This is a genomic window from Microcystis panniformis FACHB-1757, from assembly GCF_001264245.1.
GTDB lineage: Bacteria > Cyanobacteriota > Cyanobacteriia > Cyanobacteriales > Microcystaceae > Microcystis > Microcystis panniformis.
The window spans coordinates 3,120,201-3,139,746 of the sequence record NZ_CP011339.1 but is presented as its reverse complement, the minus strand read 5'-3'; the positions used below and the strand labels follow the sequence as shown (position 1 = coordinate 3,139,746).

Sequence of the window (19,546 nt, the reverse complement as noted above, 5' to 3'; positions counted from 1 at the left end):
CCCACTGATAACTGATAACTGATAACTGATAACTGAGAGGTGCGCCACTGGAAGTTCTTAAGTGCTACATCAAAAATCAGGAAAAGCCGTCGTAAAACGACGGGGTTTTAACCCAAATTTTCGATAAATAAGTTTTACCGCTCGAATCTGTCTTCCTCTCTTTGTTCTTTCTGCCTCTGTGGTTTATCCTTAATCTTTCTGGGATCACCTGAGAAAAACTGTATGCTAGGCCATATTTAACCAAGCTAAACCAAGAGAGCCTTAATTTTTTGGTTAGGATAGGCACTCTTGCAATAGTCCCTTCCATAGGTGTAATTAATTTTGTTCAATCTCTTGGTGTTTTCTTGTCCAGACTCCGAGAACACTGGCCCCTTACCCCTCCTCTAGAGGTCTATTGATAATTAGCCAATTTTTGACGACGAAAATCCCGAGGTGATAATCCTGTCCAACGCTTAAAAGCGCGAGTAAAATGGGCGGGATCACTGTAACCTAATTCCATGGCAATATCAATTAATTTTATCTGGGGTTCCTGCAGCCACAAAACTGCTTGCTCAAAACGAATTTTTTCCACTACCTGAGTATAGGTTAAACCTTCTTCTCCTAACCTTCTTTGTAGGGTACGGACACTCATGCCGGTGATTTCTTTGGCTAAGTTAATATCGGGATAACCGTTGGGTAAAAGAGGAGTAATCACCTGTTTTAAAGAGCCACTTATATTCTGTACAGGGGAGGAAGAATAGAGATTTTCCCGATCTTTTTGACTCGGTTTATTATCTAAAGCTACGGGAAATTTAAGAGGTAAACTCAGAAAAGAACGAGGAAAAACAATAGCAGTAAACCCCATTCCCGCACGAATTTTAGTTCTGCTTAAAGATTCATCTTTTAAGTCGCAGCCCCGCTCACCCTGAAGATAAATTTTCGGCGGCTGCCATAATTTTCCTAGGGCGATACTAACTAATTCGATCATCAGTCTTGAAGCAAATTGGGCAGCATAATGACAATTAACCTCCTGATTGTGGAGATAACGCTGACAAAAATAAGCGGTTTCTTCCTGTTCTTTAATCCAGAATATTTCCCCTGAATTGTTAGCAGTGATCATGTTTTTGACCGTATTAAAAGCATCATAGACAGTCAAAGACTGACAAATAATTCGCCCGAAAGTCCCTAAATCAGCGATCGAAGTTGCCTTCCCTACTAATAATCCTAAGTTGTCTATACCTTCTCTGTGCGCCGCTTTCTCGATCAACGAGAAGGCCTGATGACGTGGGATTAAAGATTCGGGATGATCGAGCGCAAATAAGGGTAATTTTACCTCCTCTAATAATTTTTCCGTGGGGGAACCGATGCGATGAAGAAACGTAACAAAGGGTAACAAAGTATTAACCCGAAGCAGGGGGATATATTTCATCTCATTAGAGAACAAGTCGGCGAAAGGAAACTGTGAAGATTATCGCGATTTTGGCGTGAGATGGCAAGAAAAATTTTGATGACACGCTATATTGAATGTCGAAATTGTGAAAACTACCATCTATTACCTCGACTCGTGACTCTTTTTCGACAGAACAATGCCCTGACTTCCCCCAGGTCAAATTTATAAACTTTTGCTGATGAAAACAACCAAATCTTAGAATTGAGGAATAAAATAGAGGTTCTCCAGCAAGAGAAGCGGTAAAAGCCATCAATCAATCAAAAAACAAGTCACCAGTTTAATTAATAATTCCTCGGTTATTTTTGCGAGCAGTCTAAGCACATTAACAAAAACCAGATTTTCAGAGCTGCCATGAATTTTCTGCCAAAAATCCTTTTACTGGGTCTAATTAGCTCCTCTGGGCTGGGAATCGTTTCCCCGGTCTCAGCAGAAACTCCCCCAAAAATTGAACCCAAGGCCCTAGCAATTCTCAAGCAAATGAGCGATCGCTTAAGTGCCGCTCGTTCCCTGGCCTTTACCGCCACTATCACCTACGAGAGTCCCAGTCGTATCGGCCCACCTCTGGTGTACACAACGATCGCCGATGTCACCCTGGAACGGCCCAATAAGCTCAGGGTGATTAGTCCGGGAGACGGTCAGGCTAACCAATTCTACTACGATGGCAAAACTATTACCGCCTATTTGCCAACGGAAAATCTGGTGGCTGTCACCAAAGCGCCTAACAATCTCGATGCCGCTTTAAAATTGGCTTACGATGCCGCCGCCATCTATTTCCCCTTTACCGATATCATCGTTGCCGATCCCTACCAAGATATCGCCCCCGGTTTGACCTATGCCTTCTTGATCGGACAATCGCAAGTGGTGGGAGGAACCACCACCAAGATGATAGCGATCGCTAATAACAAAATTTTTGCCCAATTGTGGATCGGGGTCGAAGATAAACTGCCCCGCATGATCCGCGCCGTCTATCGCGACGATCCCGCCCGTCTTCGTCATCAGGTCGCCTTTGATAACTGGCAACTCGATATTCCGAACGCTCCGAACACCTTTACCTTTACTAATAGCAATCAAGCTAAACCGATTCCTTTCGCTCGTCCCGAACCCCCGGCTTTAGCTCCCTCTCCCCAACCTTAAATATCTGGAGGATTTCGCTGTTGACATCCTCGCCGCACTTTTAGGGCGGCGATTCCTAAACCTCACGATTTAAGTTTCTGCTTCCACCACCGTCGCATACCACAGTTAAAAAACCATGTACTGTCTTACACAGAGTCCACAGACTTTCGCCCCATTTCAGAAGCCCGATTCCCTGTGTCCCACGGTACGTTGACCGCCTATAGCTTCTTGTACTTGTTGCGCGCGACTTTTTACCCGGCCAAGCTTTTCTGGTCGGAACCCCCTAAGCCGAGTTTTCAAGGTGCTGCGCCGTCCACTTGGTTTTCGAGACTGGCCTTTTAATTCTAACGTAAAGCCGCCGTTCTACGGCGGGGTTTCAGACCCAAAATTTCCGATGAAAAATCTCGTTTTTAGTGTCATGGGTTTTCTAACCACTATACTGCTTGCTTCCTCACCGGCCGCCGCTTGGTTCCATGCCGGGGGAGGTTCTTGGAGTGCCTCCGGTTTTCGCGGTACCGCCTCCGGGGGTGATGGTTCTTGGAGTGCCTCCGGCTATCGGGGTGGCTCGGCCTCCGGTGGTGACGGTTCTTGGAGTGGGACGGGATTCCGTGGCACCACTGCCTCCGGGGACGATGGTTCTTGGGGTGTCAACGGCTATCGGGGTGGCTCGGCCTCCGGTGGTGACGGTTCTTGGAGCGGTACTACCCCCTACGGAACCTCAGTTTATGGCTATCACGGCACCTACTACGGCGGCACCTACGCCACCTATCATCCGCCCACCGTTGTCAATAGTTACTACGGTGCGGGCTGTTATAACTGCGGTGGTTGGGCCGCAGCTGGAGCGGCGGCCACCACAGGAGTCGCCCTCGGCGCCACGGCTGCCACTGCCAATCAAGCGGAATCCTACAATGCAGGATTTGCGGCGGGCAGTGCCTACGCCCTCGGAGCGATCTATACTAACCTCCCAGGGGGATGCGTTTATAACCCAGTTGGTACAAGCACTTATTACCGCTGCGGTACGGCTTGGTTAAGTCCCGCCTACGGTGCTAACGGGGTTTACTATCGGGTCGTGACCGCACCTTTTTAAAGATTTATTAGCCTTGAATATCCCATGAGAAAACCTAACCGACATTTTTCCCTCGCTTTCCTTTTTAGTTCTCTCGCTCTCCTCGCTACAGGCAATCTGACTCTAAGTCAAACAGGTAATTCGATCGCTCAAGACCAAAACGCCGCTTTGCAAGCCGTCGCCAAGATGACCGAGGGACAGCGCACCTATTATCAGAATAACGGGAATTTTCGAGCGCAAGTTGACAATGTTCAAGAAGATTTCGGGGTTACTTTGCCGAAAACCTTTGATTATGCCATTCGCACCACTTCCGAGGCCGCCTATAGCTACGTTATCCCCGCTCGCTCAACCGTCAGCAATCAGCTAAAAGCTTATGTGGGTGCGGCTTTTATCACTCCTAACCAAGACCCGAAAATCACGACGATTATCTGTCAGAATACCAATCCCGGTCAGACGCGTCCGGCGGATCCGCAATTGGTGCGCGGCAATCAGTTTAATAACCCCGGAAAACTGACCCTCCAGTGCGGCGACTTCTCCGTACAGGTTCCCGCTTCCGAGGTGAACGAGTAGTGTTGAGGTTGGGAGAACAGTTAATTGTCTTGCTGGTAGCGGGCCCCGGACAGTTGATCACTTGACTTTTCGGGAACGATTTAATCCTCTCGGTAATCTGTCTAAATTTATCGAGTTTTTCTCTCGTTTTTAACAATTAATTATCGATTCAGTTGATCGGAGTATCTCATGAAAAGATCGATCGAAACCCTGAGCGTGATCGTATTAGGAAGTATTCTTTTCCCTACCGATGTCAGTTTAGCTCAAGTGGCCGAACCCTTCGCCTATCCCAGTCAAGGACAAAGCCAAGAACAACAACAGCAAGACCATTACGCTTGTTATTCTTGGGCAAAACAGCAAACCGGGGTCGATCCCAGTCAGCCGGATCAGATATCCCCCGCCACTGCCGCCCAATCCTCGCAACAGGGACAATTGCTTCGCGCAAGTGCCACAGGCGCTTTATTAGGAACGGTCGGAGGAGCGATCGCTGGGAATACTGGGGAAGGTGCAGCGATCGGGGCGGGAGTCGGGGCTTTGGCGGGACTGTTCCGAGAACGAGAAGAACAACAGCAGGCCGAGCAAGCGCAAGTCGAAGCGACCCAAGAGGAAAACCAGCGATTACAAACCTACTATCAAGCCTGGACAGCCTGTATGGAGGGACGGGGTTACAGCGTCCAGTAATTTTCGGCGATCGCAGAAGCAGAAATCTCTGGAAATCCGCTTCCTTTCCCCGTTATTTCTGTCCCGAAATCTAAGCGATTTTTGACATAACCGGTTAACCATGTTGAGAAAACTGCCAACTCTACTCGCTCACTTTTTCCACCTGACAAAACGCTCGCCCTTAGTCGCGGTCGTTCTCGTCCTCGTGACCGTCAGTTCGCTGATCGAAAATTTGGGTTGAAAACCCCGCCCCTTTTAGGGCGGCTTTGTGTTAAAGTCTTGCTGGTCTAAAAAACCCGCCTTATCATAGATACGACCGAATAAATATACTAGGTTGAAATTCCTGCAACGGGTCAACGATGAGTAAGGGGAAGCTGACGGCCGCTGGGAACTCCATGCTAGAGGCAAAACATACCTTGTGTCGGTATGTATAAACCAAAATTAAATCAGTCGCCGTCGGGCATAATGTTTCTATGAGTACCGAAAATCAACCTCCTAAAGTCGCTATCTTACTCGCTATCATAGCTCTGATAGGAACATTGGGTAGTGCAGTGATTGCCAATTGGGGACGATTTTTCCCACCACCTGATCAATCTTGTAATCTACAAGGTATTAAGATTACTGGTGTGCATATCTCATCCAAATCACAGCGGAATGATGCTCAAGCCTATTTAGATGAAATTAGAAAGCAGCGTCCTGATTATATCCCAGACAGTCCTCAACTTGTTTCAAAAACAAACAATGATGATGGTACCTTTCCTAGTAAAAACATTTCCGTAAGGGTGTTCTACAGAACTGACCGATGTGCAGCGGATTTAGTGACCGGATTATCACCTTCTAGTCAAGCAATAGTTGATCCACATTATGACTATGAAAATAAACCAAAACAGGGTACACTAGAAGTGTGGTATCCATGGATTAACAGATCGCCATAATCTCTTGTAAGTTGAGTGCGATCGCTGTCTTGTTATTGATTAAATCTTAAAACCGCGATCATTTTGGCTTTTAAAAGAGTGATTGCTGTCACATTGTCGATTAAACTTGCAAACTGCGATCAATTGGGCTTTTCAAAGTGCGATCGCTTTTTGAATCAAGAGGCGATCGCCAATGAGTTTCTTCTGTTAATTTATTGAGGAAAAAACGATGAATTATCGTCAACGGATTACAATTAACCCCTCCATTCGTAGCGGAAAGCCCTGTATTATTAATACTCGGATCACCGTTAATGATGTTTTAGACTATTTAGGTGGAGGGATGACCATTGAGGAAGTTTTAGACGATTTTCCCGATCTAACCTTAGAAGATATACAAGCCTGTTTCGCTTTTGCCGCTGACCGCGATCGCCATCTGATGATTATTCCCAATGAAATTACTGTTTGATGAAAATTTATCACCCAAATTGCCACGTTTACTAGCTACTGAATTTCCGAATAGTCTTCACGTTAGGGATATTGGGATGAAAGGATTTGCTGATGAAATAATTTGGGAATATGCCAAAAATAATAATTTCACTGTGATTTCTAAAGATTCGGATTTTTATCAACGGGCATTACTTTACGGTCATCCACCCAAATTAATTTGGCTTCGGATTGGGAATTGTAGTCGTGACATTCTCTTGCAATTAATCACAAGATATAAAGAGCAGATTGAGGTTTTTTCCAATAATTCTGACTCAATATTAATCCTTGCTTGATATTTTTTAGTCTGATCGCCGCTCTGGTAGGGTGCGTTAATGAAATGTAACGTACCTTATTTGTTCGAGATTTGTTGTACAATGCGTACAGGAAAATTGTAGTGCGATGCCGAAGGCACTGCGTAGCAGTACGCCGATATGTAGGTTGAGGTGACGAAACCTAACAAATCTAAATATAACCCTATCATGTGTAACCCCAGATGTTATTAACTAGATATAACATCTCGATAAAATGGAGATAGAATGGGACAATAATAAAGCCGCTTCCAACTTGATCAAGCACAAGATTGATTTTGAGGATGCAAAAAATATTTTTCTAGATCCCAACCGTTTGGAAAGAGAAGATAAACGTGATTATGATGAAACCAGAATTCAAGTAATTGGTATAGTTAATCAAGTAGTTTTATGGCTCTTCGGTTTGTGTTATGCAATGGACGGGAGTTATAAGGGATGGAACCCTTATATAGAAAGGCATTTAGCGATTTTTGTTAATTGTTTTTTTCTAGAGCGAACTAATCAATTAAGTCTCTTGCCAGATAAGGATTTAGTCGATTTATGCCCCCCTATCGAACCATACCAAGTAACGAAGAACCAGTTTTATTTGTTGTCTATACCAAAAGAAACGGCAGATATCGTATTAAGTAGTCATGCAAAATTAATTACCTGCCCGATCGAGCTAAAACCCTTACGGGGCAATGATCGTCATGTGTAAATAATTTTGCCTAGGTACTTATTTCAGCAAGGAGAGCCAATAAAAATGAACGACGACAATATTACCAGAGTTAAACTTGATCCCCAAAAGGCTAGTCATGGCAAGACAGATTGGGAAAAAGTCGAAGCAATGACTGAGGAGGAAATTGACAAAGCCGCTGAAGCAGATTCGGACTGTCTCCCCTTATCTCAACAAGAATTAAATGAGTTTCGCCGTATATCAATACAAACACCGATCTTGTAGTGCGGTCTGCTAGGCTTCGCCCCTCTTCGAGAACGCTGTGCCTTCGGCAACGCCGTCCTCTTGTTGATTAAACTTTAAAAATGCGGTATTGTATTACTGTCATCATAGTGCAGTCTGCTAGGCTTCGCCCCTCTTCGAGAACGCAGTGCCTGCGGCAATAAATAATGAATAGGTCTCAAGCTTTCAAGGTGACAAGTAAATGATACAGAGCTATACGGCTAAATACACTAAAATTGATACAGGTTATATGGGGCAACTCGTTGAGTGGACAGAAGTTGTGACCGAAGGTAAATATCTGGAGGAATGCAGACAGATGTTGCGAGATGCTACCCAGGAAATGGTTTTAGCCTATCAACAGCAGAATAAAGAGATTCCGCTAGGCAACAGCCTGATCGAACAAATCCCCGTTGAGGTTAATTATGTCGGTCAAACGGCGTGATTTAGTTCGCTACCTTGAAGAAAACAGTTTCTATCTTTTGAGAGAAGGTGGTAATCACTCAATTTATGACAGCATCATGACCAAGGATAAAGCCGGCGTCGTCAAAACCCTTCAGGAGAACCGCTATTGGACTTTTTAGTTTGGCAAGGATCATATTTTAGACTCTCGATCGCAAATTTAAAAGGAGCCCTCAAGATGACCCAAGACAAACCGATCCAACGCCAAATTCTACCGATTCCCGACTTGACCCCCTTCGGTCTAACCACCTACGACGCCAAGAATCCCGACACCCACTATCCCCCGATTCGAGATATCCGACCGCCGGCTGGCGCACCCAACGTGCTGATCGTGCTGCTCGATGACGTGGGTTTTGGAGCCGCCAGTGCCTTCGGTGGTCCCTGCAATACGCCCACTTTCGAGCGATTAGCGGCGGCTGGGTTAAAATACACCCGTTTTCATACCACTGCCCTCTGTTCTCCCAGTCGTGCGGCTTTGCTCTCCGGAAGGAATCATCACTCGGTCGGCATGGGCAACATCACCGAAACCGCCACCTCCGCCCCTGGACAGAGTTCCGTCCGTCCCAACACCAAAGCCCCCCTTGCCTTAACCCTGAAGCTAAACGGCTATTCCACGGCGCAGTTCGGTAAATGCCACGAAGTACCGGTTTGGCAAACCAGCCCGATCGGTCCCTTTGACGCTTGGCCCTCTGGCGGGGGTGGATTCGAGTATTTCTACGGCTTTATCGGTGGCGAAAATAACCAGTGGGAGCCGGCACTGTACGAGGGAACAACCCCGATCGAACCGCCGAAAACTCCGGAGGAAGGCTATCACCTGACCGAGGATCTGGCCGATCGAGCGATCGCTTGGATTAGTCAACAAAAAGCTCTCGCCCCCAATAAGCCTTTCTTTGCCTACTTCGCCCCCGGCGCAACCCACGCCCCCCACCACGTCCCGAAGGAGTGGATCGACAAGTATCGAGGCCAATTCGCTCACGGTTGGGATCGCCAGCGTGAGATCACCTTTGCCCGACAGAAAGAACTGGGCGTAATTCCCCAAAATGCCGAACTCACCCCCCGTCACGCCGAAATTCCCCCATGGGATGACATGGACGAGCGCCTGAAGCCGGTATTAGAGCGCCAGATGGAGGTGTACGCCGCCTTTCTGGAACATACCGATGATCAGGTGGGACGAGTGATTCAAGCCTTAGAAAAGCTAGAAATCCTCGACGATACGCTAATTTACGTCATCGTCGGTGATAACGGTGCCTCCGCCGAGGGAACGCTTCAGGGCGCGTTTAACGAGATGGCCAACTTTAACGGGTTAGCGGGTCTAGAAACCCCGGAATTTCTCCTCTCGAAACTAGATGAATTCGGTGCGCCCGATTCCTATAATCACTACGCGGTCGGTTGGGCCTGGGCGATGAGTAGCCCCTATAAGTGGACGAAACAGGTCGCTTCCCACTGGGGCGGCACCCGCAACGGTACGATTGTTCGTTACCCCAAACTCATCCAGGAAAAAGGCGGGATTCGTCACCAATTCTGTCACGTCATTGATGTGGCCCCGACGGTGTTGGAAGTGGTAGGCATTCCCGAACCGACGATGGTTAACGGTGTCCTACAAAGTCCCTACGAGGGTACGAGTATGGTTTATACCTTTAACGACGCAGCCGCCCCCGAACGTCATGATGTGCAGTATTTCGAGATGTTTGGCAATCGGGGCATCTATTACAAGGGTTGGAGCGCGATTACCAAGCACCGCACCCCGTGGGTGATGACTGGACAGACGATGGTTCCTTTCGACGATGATATCTGGGAACTATACGACGGCAGTACGGATTGGACGCAAGCTCGGGATCTCTGCCAGGAAATGCCAGAGAAACTGCACGAACTACAGCGACAATTTCTGATCGAGGCGGTTAAATATAATGTACTGCCCCTAGATGATCGCCAAGTGGAACGGATCGATCCCGCCACCGCCGGCCGACCCACCCTCGCCAGGGGGAACTCGCAATTATTTTTCGCCGGAATGGGGCGTTTGTCCGAAAATAGCGTCATCAACATCAAAAATAAATCCTTCTCGGTAACGGCGGAACTGGAAATTCCCCCGGAAGGCGCGGACGGGGTGATTATCGCCCAAGGCGGCCGCTTCGGTGGTTGGAGTGTCTATAGCCACGATGGAAAAGCCAAGTTCGTCTATAACGTGCTGGGGATTGAAAGTTTTGTCACCGAGGCGACGGAGACGATCCCGGCTGGCAAGCATCAGGTACGGATGGAGTTTGCCTACGATGGTGGTGGTTTAGGACGGGGGGGAAATGTCACCCTCTACTACGACGGTCAACCGGTGGGTACGGGTCGGGTAGAACGAACTCAGGCTTTTATTTTCTCCGCCGACGAAACCACGGATATCGGCTACGAATCCGGCACCCCCGTGGCGGCGGAATATACCTCGAAAACCAGTCGTTTCACCGGCAAGATCGGTTGGGTTCAACTCGATCTGGGTACGGACGATCATGACCACCTGATCGACCCGGAGGAACGTCTGAAAATTATCATGGCCCGGCAGTAGAAAAGGGGACTTGTGATACTGGTAGCTTTATCTAGACTATCCCTCGGTTAAAAGCAAAAAAATTGAGCTTAAATTAGCAACTTTGTCCTATGGAATGGTCTTTTTTGAGAAACTTTGCCATCACTTTATTCGCCCTCTTAAATCCTCTGGGAATGCTGCCGATTTTTATTAGTTACACCGCTCGCGAACGTAAAGAAGTACAACGACTCGTGGCTCTATTTGTCTCGTTAACTGTCTTGTGTTTGTTATTGATTTTTATGTTTATCGGAACGGCAATGCTAAAATTCTTTGGCGTCACCTTAGACTCTTTTCGCCTAGCTGGTGGCGTGCTTTTGTTGATTATCGGTATCAACATTGTTAACGGTTCTGGGGCAGGGACAAAAGAGCTTTTAATTAATGAGCAAGGCGGGGATTATCTCAGCGAAGCTAAGTCAGTTTATCGGCAGATTGTTATTCCTATGGCTATGCCTTTATTAGTGGGGCCTGGGGTGATTGCTAACGTTATCCTTTATGCCAGTGAAGCCGAATCAAGGGTAGGTAGTGGTACGGGCATTGAACTGATTTTGATGACAATTTTAGTCAGTTTTTTAGTCTTTCTCATCCTCGCGGCTGGCAAATGGTTACAAAGACTTTTAGGAGATATTGGCTTGAGTATTACTCAGCGAGTTATGGGCCTATTTGTAGCGGCGATCGGAGTACAATTTATGGTGACAGGTTTGATTAATATTTTTGTCGATCAGATCGTTCCGAAACTACCATCATAGCCAATTGCTAATTAGTCTAAATAGTTAGCTAAGAAAATTACTGGAAATATCAAATAAGCTGTTGTATATTTAAACTGGGTATTAAGGAGAGCAATCATGAGAAATTCTGAGCAATTGACCAAATCCCTGAAGCGTTTTCGTTATACACTTTTTCTGGGAGTAGCGGCCATGGCAATCAATAGCTGGGGGATGCCCAATATTTCTGTAGCCCAGACTACTCCTGCTCAAGAAAAAGTGCAGTTAATGTTCGTGCAAACGGCAGAAGATATTAAGGTAGATCCCGTCGCAAAAACAATTCGCCTGGTGAATGTCAACAAACAGACATTATACTTTTCCGATCGCCCAAACCGGATTGCTGGTAATCTGACCATGGCAGCCTACATGGATGAGTGGACAGCTAGGGCGGGAAAAGATAATTTTGCCAACGATCCCCCCAATGCTACCCTCTCGGTCTATGAACCTGGCCGTCAAGACAATACCATAATTGTCGTCGAGATTAGCAATCCCGTCATCGATGGCAAGGACTTGATTTACAGCTACAAGCTAATCGAAGGGACTCTACCTAAAACCGGCGGGGCAACTTCCCTATTTATCGATTGGATTGGTGTTGGTGGTGGTGTCGGTCCTGGCTTTTACGGGGTGGGGGCCGGTACCCGCGGGGTCGGTTTATACGGTGGTTACGGTGGCCCCCTGCGCTATTAATACACTTGTTCTAAGCAGCCTGTAAATTTATCTACCGATGAGGAGAATTCCATGAGTTACAGATACATCAATCAATTAGCCACACCCGAAAATTTGCATCGATTTCTGGAATTTGTCGATCTAGCGGCCGGCGCTGGCCAAGAAACGGCTAATGTCTGGGAAATCGAGCGCCGATTGGTCAATAGTCGCCCGATGGAGTTATGTGTAAAAGCAGTTCTGCAAGAACCAGCTTCCGCTCAATTAGTGCAAGAAAGATACATCGGCAAACCCTACGATCTCGAAGCAATGTTAAAAATGCCGAAAGGTTCTCTCGGTTGGACTTACGGCACAATTATGCACACTTTGGGCTATGATCCGCAATTTTATCCCCAACGCGAGCAATTTGATTCCGATGCCGACTATATTGGTTTTCGCATTGATAAAACCCACGATATCCATCACATTCTCACCGGGTTTAGTTTAGATACTCTTGGAGAATTGGGAGTAATTTCTGTCACGGTCGCTCAAACTCGTTATCCTACTTTTCTCCTCATCGATATCCTCTCTTTACTGATGACTTTTTTTACCAGTGATACTCTGTTAAGTGAGGTAGAAAGTGATGCCGATTTAAATAAAACTCTCGGTTACAAATTCGATTTAATTTCTCGGGGAATTACCATCGGTCGCCAGGCCCAACCTCTATTCCCGATCAAGTGGGAAGAAGGATTAGAAAAACCCTTAGATCAATGGCGTGAAGAACTGAATATCAAACCAGTTTTAGACGGGCCTTGGAGTTGGTACAGTTGCCCGGAATTACAAGCCGCGATCGCCTAATTTACCCCGCAGATTTTTATGAGAGAATAGTTAGGGATAATTCTGCTTTGATCTATGGTCAAAAAAACCGCTAGAAAACCCAGCTATACTCAAATTCGCTGGCTCTGTCAAATAATTGTCGCTCTGATTGTCTTAATGCTGCCGGTAACTATTACTCTGCGACTGGTTTTAGCTTTTCTTTTCGCTTTGATAGTGGCAATTATGTTACTAGCTTACAGAATTTCTTGCCTTGCCCCCTGGCAGCTAGAACTATTAAAACCTCCCAATCATCGGGGGGCATTTCTGGAATCCCTATTTTATACGATCGGCAGTTTCGGACTATTAATTTATCTGATCGCTTCCGAACACGCCATCGTTCATTTTGCCTGTGGTTTTTTGGGTATTATTAGTGCTTGGTTAGCCATACAATTGATCTACAGCCAAGAATATGCAGTACGCTACTATCACGATGGTAAAGGCCTAGTTTTTCCCGATTGCGATCGACCTAATTGGACGGAATTTCTCTATCAAGGTTTTTGTATGGCGGCTTGTTATCAAACCTCTGATACAAGTATTAATAGTACGGCAATGCGGCAGCTGGTAGCAACCCACGGGATGCTTTCCTATTTTTTATCCGTCTCGATTATTGCTATTATTTTTGGCATGATTGGTAATTTACTCTAAGCAAAAAAGATATTTTATTAAGGAAGTCATGGTTCATCAGAAAATTAATCTCGATCGCCTCAGTCCGGAAGAAGCACTAATTACCCCCACCTATGCTTCCCGCGCCCTGACTTCCGCTGTACCTAAATACGAGATTCCCGAGGGAGAAATGCCGCCGGCGGTGGCCTACAATTTAATCCGCGATGAACTCGCCCTTGATGGTAATTCTCGCCTGAATCTGGCTACTTTTGTCACCACTTGGATGGAACCGGAAGCCAAACAATTAATGGCGGAAACCTTCGATAAAAACATGATTGACAAGGATGAATACCCACAAACCGCCGAAATTGAACTGCGTTGTGTGAATATGATCGCTAGACTCTGGAATGCTCCCGAAAGCGAAGCTGCAACCGGTTGTTCTACCATTGGTTCCAGTGAAGCGGCGATGTTGGGAGGCATGGCTTTAAAATGGCAATGGCGCAAACGCCGACAAAAAGAGGGTAAACCCACCGACAAACCTAATTTAGTCATGGGCATTAATGTGCAGGTTTGTTGGGAAAAATTCTCTCGTTATTGGGAGGTAGAACCGCGTTTTGTGCCGATGGAAGGGAGTCGTTTTCATCTCAATGCGACCGAGGCAATTAAACTAATTGATGAGAATACGATCGGGGTAATTGCAATTATGGGTAGTACCTTTGATGGTAGTTACGAACCCGTCCAAGAAATTAATGATGCCCTGGAAAAATTGAACAGAGAAACCGGCTGGCAAGTTCCCCTGCACGTCGATGGTGCTAGTGGTGGTTTTATTGCCCCTTTTCTCGATCCCGATTTAGTCTGGGATTTTCGCCTCAAATGGGTTAAATCGATTAATGCTTCCGGGCATAAATACGGTTTAGTCTATCCCGGTGTCGGTTGGATTATCTGGCGAGATCGGCAAGAATTACCAGAAGAATTAATCTTTCATTGTAATTATTTAGGCGGTGATCTGCCTAATTTTGCTCTGAATTTTTCTCGCCCTGGTAATCAAGTAGTCGCTCAATATTATAATTTTTTACGCTTGGGTAAAGAGGGTTATCGACAAATTCATCAAGCCTGTAGAGATACGGCCCTGTATTTATCGGGGGAAATCGCTAAGATGGGACCGTTTGAATTGATTACCGATGGCAGCACTATTCCAGTTTTTGCTTGGAAATTAAAGGAGACAATTAGCGATCAATCTAATTATAGTTTATTCGATTTAGCTGATAAATTGCGCGAGCGGGGTTGGTTAGTTCCTGCCTATACAATGCCCAAAAATCGCCAAGATTTAACCGTGCAGCGCGTGGTGATCAAGGAGGGATTTAGTCGTGATATGGCGGCTCTGTTGTTGCGGGATATTCACTCAGCGATCGCCTTTTTTCAATCTCAGTCTAATTATCAGTCAAAATTATCTGGTTCCCATTTTCATCACTAACAGATGTTGAGGAAAAACTCGCTTAAATTCCCTAAATATTGGCAACCCTTACAAAGTCCTGGTGTTGCCAATTTTTCCACTCCTGTCTCAACCTAGGCTCTCTGCACCTCATCGAGGACAGTAATGCCTAAATATTACCCGAATACACACAAAAAAATCTGACTTAATCCTATGCAATTTGTACCAGTTGTCGATATTAATCAAAGATATTTAATGCTAACTACACCATCTAAAGCTAGAGGATGGATGAAAAAAATTGGGCATACCTTGGTCATATTTTTTGTAGTTTTACTACTGACTCTAACCTCCCCTCTTTTGGGAATAGCTCAAAATCCGACACAACTGGAAAATAAAATTGACGGCTTTCCAGTTATGTTAGATGGAAAACCCCTCTTTTTTATCCGGCGGGGAGTTTCTTCATTTTCGGCGGAGGAGAGAGCTAACGCTATTACCCGGAGAATTGAAAGAATTGCTCAAAATGATTCTATTCCTGTTGATAACCTGACAATTAAGCAGATTCCTGATGATAACTCACTTTATTTAAGTGTAGATCAAGAAGTAATTCTAACGGTGACGGAGCGAGATGCAAAAGCCTATCGTTCAACGCCGGAGGTTTTAGCTCAACAAGCTTTACAAAAAATTCAGGTTGCTATCGCTCAATATCGCCAAGATCGAAAACCCGAACAACTACTTAAGAACATCATTTATACGGTTATAGCCAGCTTTGCCTTCCTGATTATTAGCTTTGCAGTTATCAAAATTTCAGGGAAGCTATTTCCCTTTATTAGACGTTTGATTGAATCCTTGACGCCAGGCATTCAAATCGGGAATGTTGAGATCATATCTTCCTCTAATATAAGCTTTTTTTGGCTGCGAGTTCTTCGGATAATTCGCTTGTTTGTTCTGTTTTTATTATTATTTAATTATGCTACATTTGTCCTTCGTTTATTCCCCTGGACAAGAGTTTTTGGCGAGGGTATTTTAGGTTATTTTTATCAATCATTAGAACTGGTTTTGTCGTCCATTGGCAAATATCTTCCCAATGCCTTTATTATTGCCATAATCATTTTTATAACTTACTACTTAATCCGGCTAATCAAGCCCTTTTTTACAGCAATAGAAAGAGGAAATCTGGTTATTCCGGGTTTTTATACTGATTGGGCTAAACCGACTTACAATATCCTATTAGTCATAATTCTTGCCATAGCAGCAATAGTGGCTTTTCCCTACTTGCCCGGTTTTAATTCTCCAGCTTTTCAAGGCATTTCTGTTTTTCTTGGTCTTCTTTTATCCCTTGGTTCTACTTCAGCGATCGCCAATGTTATTGGGGGAATTATTCTTATTTATACCCGTGCTTTTCGCATCGGAGATCACATTCAAATAGGAGATGTAATTGGCGATCTAATTGAAAAAAACTTCCTAGTTATTCGCATTTGTACTCCTACTAATAAAATCATTACTATTCCTAACTCGTCTTTATTAAGTGGTAATGTGATTAACTTTAGTATTTCCTCACGGGAATTAAACAGAAATCTAATTATTCAGACAACGATTACCCTAGGGTACGATCTGCCTTGGCGAAAAGCCCACAAAACCTTAATTGAAGCGGCTCTAGAAACTGAGCATATTCTCAAAGAACCCGCACCTTTTGTCCTGCAAACTAGCCTAGATAATTTTTACATCAGTTATCAATTAAACGCTTACACTAACCAACCCAATTTGATGGTAATAATTTATTCAGAACTCCATCAAAATATTCAAGACAAGTGTAATGAAGCTGGGATTGAGATTCTCTCTCCCAGTTACACCTCCCTACGAGATGGAAATACAACAACCATTCCCGAAAATTATTTGCCTTCCGATTATGTCGCGCCTCCCTTTCGCGTTCAATCTTCAGACAATCAGGAAAACAACACATTTTGACATCCTCACCGCCGTAAACGGACGGTGACTCCCAAACCTCACGATTTAGGTTTCTGCTTCTTTCCCTTGCGGGGTTCCGCACCTGCCTTAACAGATTTACTCTGTTCTGGTCTTATGGTCGCTCTACAGACTGACACCGCAAGCCCTGCGGCCAAAATATTTTTACTAGCGTTAATATCTCGGTCATGGTGCGTCCCACAGTCTGGACAGTCCCACTCTCGAACATTTAACGGCATTTTCAAGGGCAATATACCCGCAATTACTACACCTTTTAGAACTGGGAAACCATCTATCTATTTCGATGTAATTTCTGCCGTACCAACGGCATTTATAAGTACCTAGGCAAAATTATTTACACATGACGATCATTGCCCCGTAAGGGTTTTAGCTCGATCGGGCAGGTAATTAATTTTGCATGACTACTTAGGCTAATTGTCGGGTTATTTCTCCCCAACTAACGTCAGATATTGCCTGAGATAATTTCGGGTTTTTGACCATATTCTTGACGGCTAAATTCTCAACCACAATCGTTTGGTTTTCACGAACTAATTGAGTGGTTAGCTTATGTAAATGGTCTTTTCTGTTATCAGTAATTTGGGCGTGAATTCTGGCTACTTTGATTCTCGCTTTTTCCCGATTTTTTGACCCTTTCTGTTTTCTAGAAAGGCTTTTAGATGCTCTTCGCAGTCTCCGATAATGCTTTTTAAAATGCTTAAGATTAGATACTTTGTCACCATCGCTGGTAATCACGAGGCTACTAATTCCTAAGTCAATTCCGATGGCTTTATCTGTTACTGGTAATGGCTTAATTGTTGGGTCATCAAATCTTATTGAGATATGCCAACGTCCAGAAGGATGTAATCTGACTGTTACTGTGCTTGGTTCACAGCTTTCTGGTATTTGTCGCGACCAGCGAATCGCTAAGGGTTCTGTGCATTTAGCTAAATAGATTTGTTTGTCTTTAAATTTAAAAGCAGACTTGGTAAATTCGGCACTTCCTCCCTGATGTTTTTTCTTAAAGTTAGGATACTTAGTACGACCAGCAAAGAAATTGGGCTCTTCGGGAATTGTTATGCAAATAATTAACTTAAAATAAAATTCGATGAGAGCGCCTACGCTCAAAAGTAGCTGAAATCCATACAGGGAAGGACTTAAGGCACAAACAGGTTAATACCAAAAGATAGACAATTGAGTTAAGATTTGATATAATAGCCAAAAACGAGATTATTTTACTTATGATACTTGACAAATTTTTGAACCTAAAAGGAACCTGTATTCAAGGCTATCTACACCTAGAAAATATCGGTATAGTTTGCCGAATCGAATCGAAAAATCAAAAAGCAACCTGTCCTCGTTGTGGGTTAGAGAGCGATAAACTCCACCAAAATCATCGACATTTAGTCAAAGATTTACCAATCTCAGGACAACCAGTGTACCTACAGGTTAATCGTCGTCAATTTAAGTGCGATAATTGTCAGAAACCCTTTAGCGAAGAGTTAGATTTTGTCGCCAAGAAACGAACCTATACGAAAAGACTAGCCGAGAATATACTCGAACAATTAAAAGAAGGAGATATTTTAAATGTTAGTCGAAGAAATGACGTAACGGAAGAAGAGATTCAAAGAATGATAGAGGACATAGCTGAAGAAATTACAGAGACAGACCTATCGAAATTAAAAAGACTAGGAATTGACGAAATCGCTCTAGTCAAAAGACAAAAAAATTACTGTGCGGTTTTAGTAAATTTAGATACGGTAAAACTAATAGCTATTCTAGAGAAGCGAACACAAGAAGAATTGAGGGAAACGCTTACAGGGTGGGGAAAAGAGGTGTTAGAGCAAATTGAAGAAGTCAGCATAGACCTTTGGTTGCCCTATAAAAATTTAGTGAAAGAATTGATGCCATCGGCCGAGGTAGTCGCCGATAGATTCCATGTAATGAACAAATTAATCAAGAGTTAGACGAACAGAGAAAAGCAGAAAAAGAGCGGTAGAAGCGCAGAAAAATAAAAAACAGAAAGCGGAAAAAGAAGCGAAGCTAGAAGTTTTAAAGCGAAGTAAATATAGTCTGTTAAAAAATGAAGAAGATTTAACGGAAACTCAAAAAATCAAACTAGAAGCTATCAAAGAAAAATTCCCAAATTTGAAAAAGATGCAGGAATTAAAGGAAGAATTTAGAAAGATTTATGAAACCTCAGAGAATTCGACAGAGGGAATGCTATCCATCTCGGAATGGTTGGCAAAATCCTCCAGTGTTTTTACCAAGAGTTGTCAAACAATCCGAAACTGGTTTGGAGAAATAATTAGTTATTTCGAGCGAAGGACAACGAATGGGGTGGTCGAGGGAATCAACAATAAACTTAAACTAATAAAACGGAGAGGCTATGGCTTTAGAAACTTTCGGAATTTTTGGGTTAGAAGTATGTTATCTTGGCATCTTGTATGTTGATTTAGCATAAAGGGTAACGAAGAGCCAGAAATTGGTAAAAGCTGTTTGTAAATGTCTTAACCCTTGTTGTAAAGGTACACAGCTAACTTCGTTTAAAAACTCTAATTCTTCTTGTTTTTTCCAATCGGTTAGCATTGAAGAAGTTTCAGTATATCCTACTCTTTCTTGTCTTTCGTACCAAGCTTGTGTTCTGAGATGGAGAGCTTTATTGTCAACCAATCTTACACAGCCCAAAGTGCGCCGCAATAGCGACTCTTGTTCGGGTGTGGGGTAAAATCGGTAGCGATAGCTTTTCCATGTCTCACATTTTAGCATATATTTCGTAAACGATG

Annotated in this window: 21 protein-coding genes and 3 pseudogenes; 19 read left to right on the top strand and 5 right to left on the bottom strand. The window is 44.3% G+C overall.

Annotated elements, in window-relative coordinates; genetic code table 11:
* Positions 1-391: 391 nt before the first annotated feature.
* Entirely contained in the window at positions 392-1,408 is a 1,017-nt protein-coding gene (locus tag VL20_RS15185) for an AraC family transcriptional regulator (protein ID WP_052276982.1), read from the bottom strand.
* 372 nt (positions 1,409-1,780) lie between these two features.
* Between VL20_RS15185 and VL20_RS15180 the strand changes: the two genes are divergently transcribed.
* From VL20_RS15180 to VL20_RS15165, 4 genes are all read left to right on the top strand, one after another.
* On the top strand, positions 1,781-2,563 hold the full coding sequence (locus VL20_RS15180; RefSeq protein ID WP_052276981.1) for a DUF2092 domain-containing protein: 783 nt from the start codon (positions 1,781-1,783) through the stop codon (positions 2,561-2,563).
* Positions 2,564-2,936: 373 nt separating this feature from the next.
* On the top strand, positions 2,937-3,629 hold the full coding sequence (locus VL20_RS15175; RefSeq protein WP_052276980.1) for a hypothetical protein: 693 nt from the start codon (positions 2,937-2,939) through the stop codon (positions 3,627-3,629).
* Positions 3,630-3,653: 24 nt separating this feature from the next.
* Entirely contained in the window at positions 3,654-4,178 is a 525-nt protein-coding gene (locus VL20_RS15170; RefSeq protein WP_002764743.1) for a type IV pilin-like G/H family protein, read from the top strand.
* Positions 4,179-4,346: 168 nt separating this feature from the next.
* On the top strand, positions 4,347-4,838 hold the full coding sequence (locus tag VL20_RS15165; RefSeq protein ID WP_052276979.1) for a YMGG-like glycine zipper-containing protein: 492 nt from the start codon (positions 4,347-4,349) through the stop codon (positions 4,836-4,838).
* On the opposite strand, the gene VL20_RS31215 is transcribed toward VL20_RS15165, so the two are convergent.
* On the bottom strand, positions 4,823-4,987 hold the full coding sequence (locus VL20_RS31215; RefSeq protein ID WP_158499355.1) for a hypothetical protein: 165 nt from the start codon (positions 4,985-4,987) through the stop codon (positions 4,823-4,825). The genes VL20_RS15165 and VL20_RS31215 overlap by 16 nt on opposite strands.
* A 303-nt stretch (positions 4,988-5,290) precedes the next feature.
* On the opposite strand from VL20_RS31215, the gene VL20_RS15160 reads away from it, so the two are divergent.
* The gene (locus VL20_RS15160; RefSeq protein ID WP_052276978.1) at positions 5,291-5,752 is read left to right on the top strand and encodes a hypothetical protein; all 462 of its coding nucleotides are present in this window, start codon (positions 5,291-5,293) and stop codon (positions 5,750-5,752) included.
* Positions 5,753-5,852: 100 nt separating this feature from the next.
* Here the strand turns inward: VL20_RS15160 and VL20_RS32800 are convergent, their stop codons facing one another.
* A complete protein-coding gene (locus VL20_RS32800; RefSeq protein ID WP_284525806.1) occupies positions 5,853-5,975 on the bottom strand; it encodes a hypothetical protein in 123 nt (40 codons plus the stop codon).
* On the opposite strand from VL20_RS32800, the gene VL20_RS15155 reads away from it, so the two are divergent.
* From VL20_RS15155 to VL20_RS15100, 13 genes are all read left to right on the top strand, one after another.
* Positions 5,961-6,197, top strand: coding sequence for a DUF433 domain-containing protein (locus VL20_RS15155; RefSeq protein WP_002788903.1), 237 nt, complete (start codon positions 5,961-5,963; stop codon positions 6,195-6,197). The genes VL20_RS32800 and VL20_RS15155 overlap by 15 nt on opposite strands.
* On the top strand, positions 6,181-6,510 hold the full coding sequence (locus VL20_RS15150) for a DUF5615 family PIN-like protein (RefSeq protein WP_002788902.1): 330 nt from the start codon (positions 6,181-6,183) through the stop codon (positions 6,508-6,510). The genes VL20_RS15155 and VL20_RS15150 overlap by 17 nt, the downstream gene beginning before the upstream one ends.
* A 232-nt stretch (positions 6,511-6,742) precedes the next feature.
* Positions 6,743-7,222 carry a BrnT family toxin gene (locus tag VL20_RS32795; RefSeq protein WP_249264923.1) on the top strand — a complete coding sequence of 160 codons (480 nt, stop codon included), beginning with the start codon at positions 6,743-6,745 and terminating at the stop codon, positions 7,220-7,222.
* A gap of 45 nt (positions 7,223-7,267) precedes the next feature.
* Positions 7,268-7,465 (top strand): hypothetical protein, encoded by a 198-nt coding sequence (locus VL20_RS15140; protein WP_002788900.1) that lies wholly within the window; start codon positions 7,268-7,270, stop codon positions 7,463-7,465.
* Between the two features lie 199 nt (positions 7,466-7,664).
* Positions 7,665-7,904, top strand: coding sequence for a type II toxin-antitoxin system HicB family antitoxin (locus VL20_RS15135; protein WP_002788899.1), 240 nt, complete (start codon positions 7,665-7,667; stop codon positions 7,902-7,904).
* Positions 7,885-8,043: an addiction module toxin, HicA family gene (locus VL20_RS32790; RefSeq protein WP_128575227.1), complete on the top strand. Its 159-nt coding sequence runs from the start codon at positions 7,885-7,887 to the stop codon at positions 8,041-8,043. Before VL20_RS15135 ends, VL20_RS32790 begins: the two co-directional genes overlap by 20 nt.
* Positions 8,044-8,099: 56 nt before the next feature.
* The gene (locus tag VL20_RS15130) at positions 8,100-10,469 is read left to right on the top strand and encodes an arylsulfatase (RefSeq protein ID WP_052278480.1); all 2,370 of its coding nucleotides are present in this window, start codon (positions 8,100-8,102) and stop codon (positions 10,467-10,469) included.
* An 89-nt stretch (positions 10,470-10,558) separates the two neighbouring features.
* Positions 10,559-11,233: a MarC family protein gene (locus VL20_RS15125; RefSeq protein WP_052276977.1), complete on the top strand. Its 675-nt coding sequence runs from the start codon at positions 10,559-10,561 to the stop codon at positions 11,231-11,233.
* Between the two features lie 96 nt (positions 11,234-11,329).
* Positions 11,330-11,935 carry a hypothetical protein gene (locus VL20_RS15120; protein WP_052276976.1) on the top strand — a complete coding sequence of 202 codons (606 nt, stop codon included), beginning with the start codon at positions 11,330-11,332 and terminating at the stop codon, positions 11,933-11,935.
* Positions 11,936-11,986: 51 nt separating this feature from the next.
* Positions 11,987-12,748: a Coq4 family protein gene (locus VL20_RS15115; protein ID WP_002760903.1), complete on the top strand. Its 762-nt coding sequence runs from the start codon at positions 11,987-11,989 to the stop codon at positions 12,746-12,748.
* A gap of 54 nt (positions 12,749-12,802) precedes the next feature.
* Positions 12,803-13,411: a DUF1345 domain-containing protein gene (locus VL20_RS15110; protein WP_052276975.1), complete on the top strand. Its 609-nt coding sequence runs from the start codon at positions 12,803-12,805 to the stop codon at positions 13,409-13,411.
* A gap of 28 nt (positions 13,412-13,439) precedes the next feature.
* Positions 13,440-14,843: a glutamate decarboxylase gene (locus VL20_RS15105; RefSeq protein ID WP_052276974.1), complete on the top strand. Its 1,404-nt coding sequence runs from the start codon at positions 13,440-13,442 to the stop codon at positions 14,841-14,843.
* Positions 14,844-15,014: 171 nt separating this feature from the next.
* Entirely contained in the window at positions 15,015-16,766 is a 1,752-nt protein-coding gene (locus VL20_RS15100) for a mechanosensitive ion channel family protein (RefSeq protein WP_284525805.1), read from the top strand.
* Positions 16,767-16,804: 38 nt separating this feature from the next.
* Here the strand turns inward: VL20_RS15100 and VL20_RS15095 are convergent.
* Positions 16,805-17,819, bottom strand: a pseudogene (locus VL20_RS15095) (RNA-guided endonuclease InsQ/TnpB family protein); the annotation flags it as partial.
* A gap of 182 nt (positions 17,820-18,001) precedes the next feature.
* Between VL20_RS15095 and VL20_RS15090 the strand changes: the two are divergent.
* Positions 18,002-19,214, top strand: a pseudogene (locus tag VL20_RS15090) (ISL3 family transposase).
* Positions 19,215-19,220: 6 nt separating this feature from the next.
* Here VL20_RS15090 and VL20_RS15085 read toward each other — a convergent pair.
* A pseudogene (locus VL20_RS15085) lies at positions 19,221-19,529 on the bottom strand (helix-turn-helix domain-containing protein); the annotation flags it as partial.
* Positions 19,530-19,546: the final 17 nt, after the last annotated feature.

Excerpts from the sequence above, each read along its gene's own strand:
- VL20_RS15155 (WP_002788903.1), top strand. The coding sequence starts at position 5,961 with ATGAATTATCGTCAACGGATTACAATTAACCCCTCCATTCGTAGCGGA.
- VL20_RS15185 (WP_052276982.1), bottom strand. The coding sequence starts at position 1,408 with ATGAAATATATCCCCCTGCTTCGGGTTAATACTTTGTTACCCTTTGTT.
- VL20_RS15130 (WP_052278480.1), top strand. The coding sequence starts at position 8,100 with ATGACCCAAGACAAACCGATCCAACGCCAAATTCTACCGATTCCCGAC.
- VL20_RS15175 (WP_052276980.1), top strand. The coding sequence starts at position 2,937 with ATGAAAAATCTCGTTTTTAGTGTCATGGGTTTTCTAACCACTATACTG.
- VL20_RS15180 (WP_052276981.1), top strand. The coding sequence starts at position 1,781 with ATGAATTTTCTGCCAAAAATCCTTTTACTGGGTCTAATTAGCTCCTCT.
- VL20_RS15125 (WP_052276977.1), top strand. The coding sequence starts at position 10,559 with ATGGAATGGTCTTTTTTGAGAAACTTTGCCATCACTTTATTCGCCCTC.
- VL20_RS15170 (WP_002764743.1), top strand. The coding sequence starts at position 3,654 with ATGAGAAAACCTAACCGACATTTTTCCCTCGCTTTCCTTTTTAGTTCT.
- VL20_RS15165 (WP_052276979.1), top strand. The coding sequence starts at position 4,347 with ATGAAAAGATCGATCGAAACCCTGAGCGTGATCGTATTAGGAAGTATT.
- VL20_RS15105 (WP_052276974.1), top strand. The coding sequence starts at position 13,440 with ATGGTTCATCAGAAAATTAATCTCGATCGCCTCAGTCCGGAAGAAGCA.
- VL20_RS15150 (WP_002788902.1), top strand. The coding sequence starts at position 6,181 with ATGAAATTACTGTTTGATGAAAATTTATCACCCAAATTGCCACGTTTA.
- VL20_RS15135 (WP_002788899.1), top strand. The coding sequence starts at position 7,665 with ATGATACAGAGCTATACGGCTAAATACACTAAAATTGATACAGGTTAT.
- VL20_RS15160 (WP_052276978.1), top strand. The coding sequence starts at position 5,291 with ATGAGTACCGAAAATCAACCTCCTAAAGTCGCTATCTTACTCGCTATC.
- VL20_RS15100 (WP_284525805.1), top strand. The coding sequence starts at position 15,015 with ATGCAATTTGTACCAGTTGTCGATATTAATCAAAGATATTTAATGCTA.
- VL20_RS15120 (WP_052276976.1), top strand. The coding sequence starts at position 11,330 with ATGAGAAATTCTGAGCAATTGACCAAATCCCTGAAGCGTTTTCGTTAT.
- VL20_RS15110 (WP_052276975.1), top strand. The coding sequence starts at position 12,803 with ATGGTCAAAAAAACCGCTAGAAAACCCAGCTATACTCAAATTCGCTGG.
- VL20_RS32790 (WP_128575227.1), top strand. The coding sequence starts at position 7,885 with ATGTCGGTCAAACGGCGTGATTTAGTTCGCTACCTTGAAGAAAACAGT.
- VL20_RS15140 (WP_002788900.1), top strand. The coding sequence starts at position 7,268 with ATGAACGACGACAATATTACCAGAGTTAAACTTGATCCCCAAAAGGCT.
- VL20_RS32795 (WP_249264923.1), top strand. The coding sequence starts at position 6,743 with ATGGAGATAGAATGGGACAATAATAAAGCCGCTTCCAACTTGATCAAG.
- VL20_RS15115 (WP_002760903.1), top strand. The coding sequence starts at position 11,987 with ATGAGTTACAGATACATCAATCAATTAGCCACACCCGAAAATTTGCAT.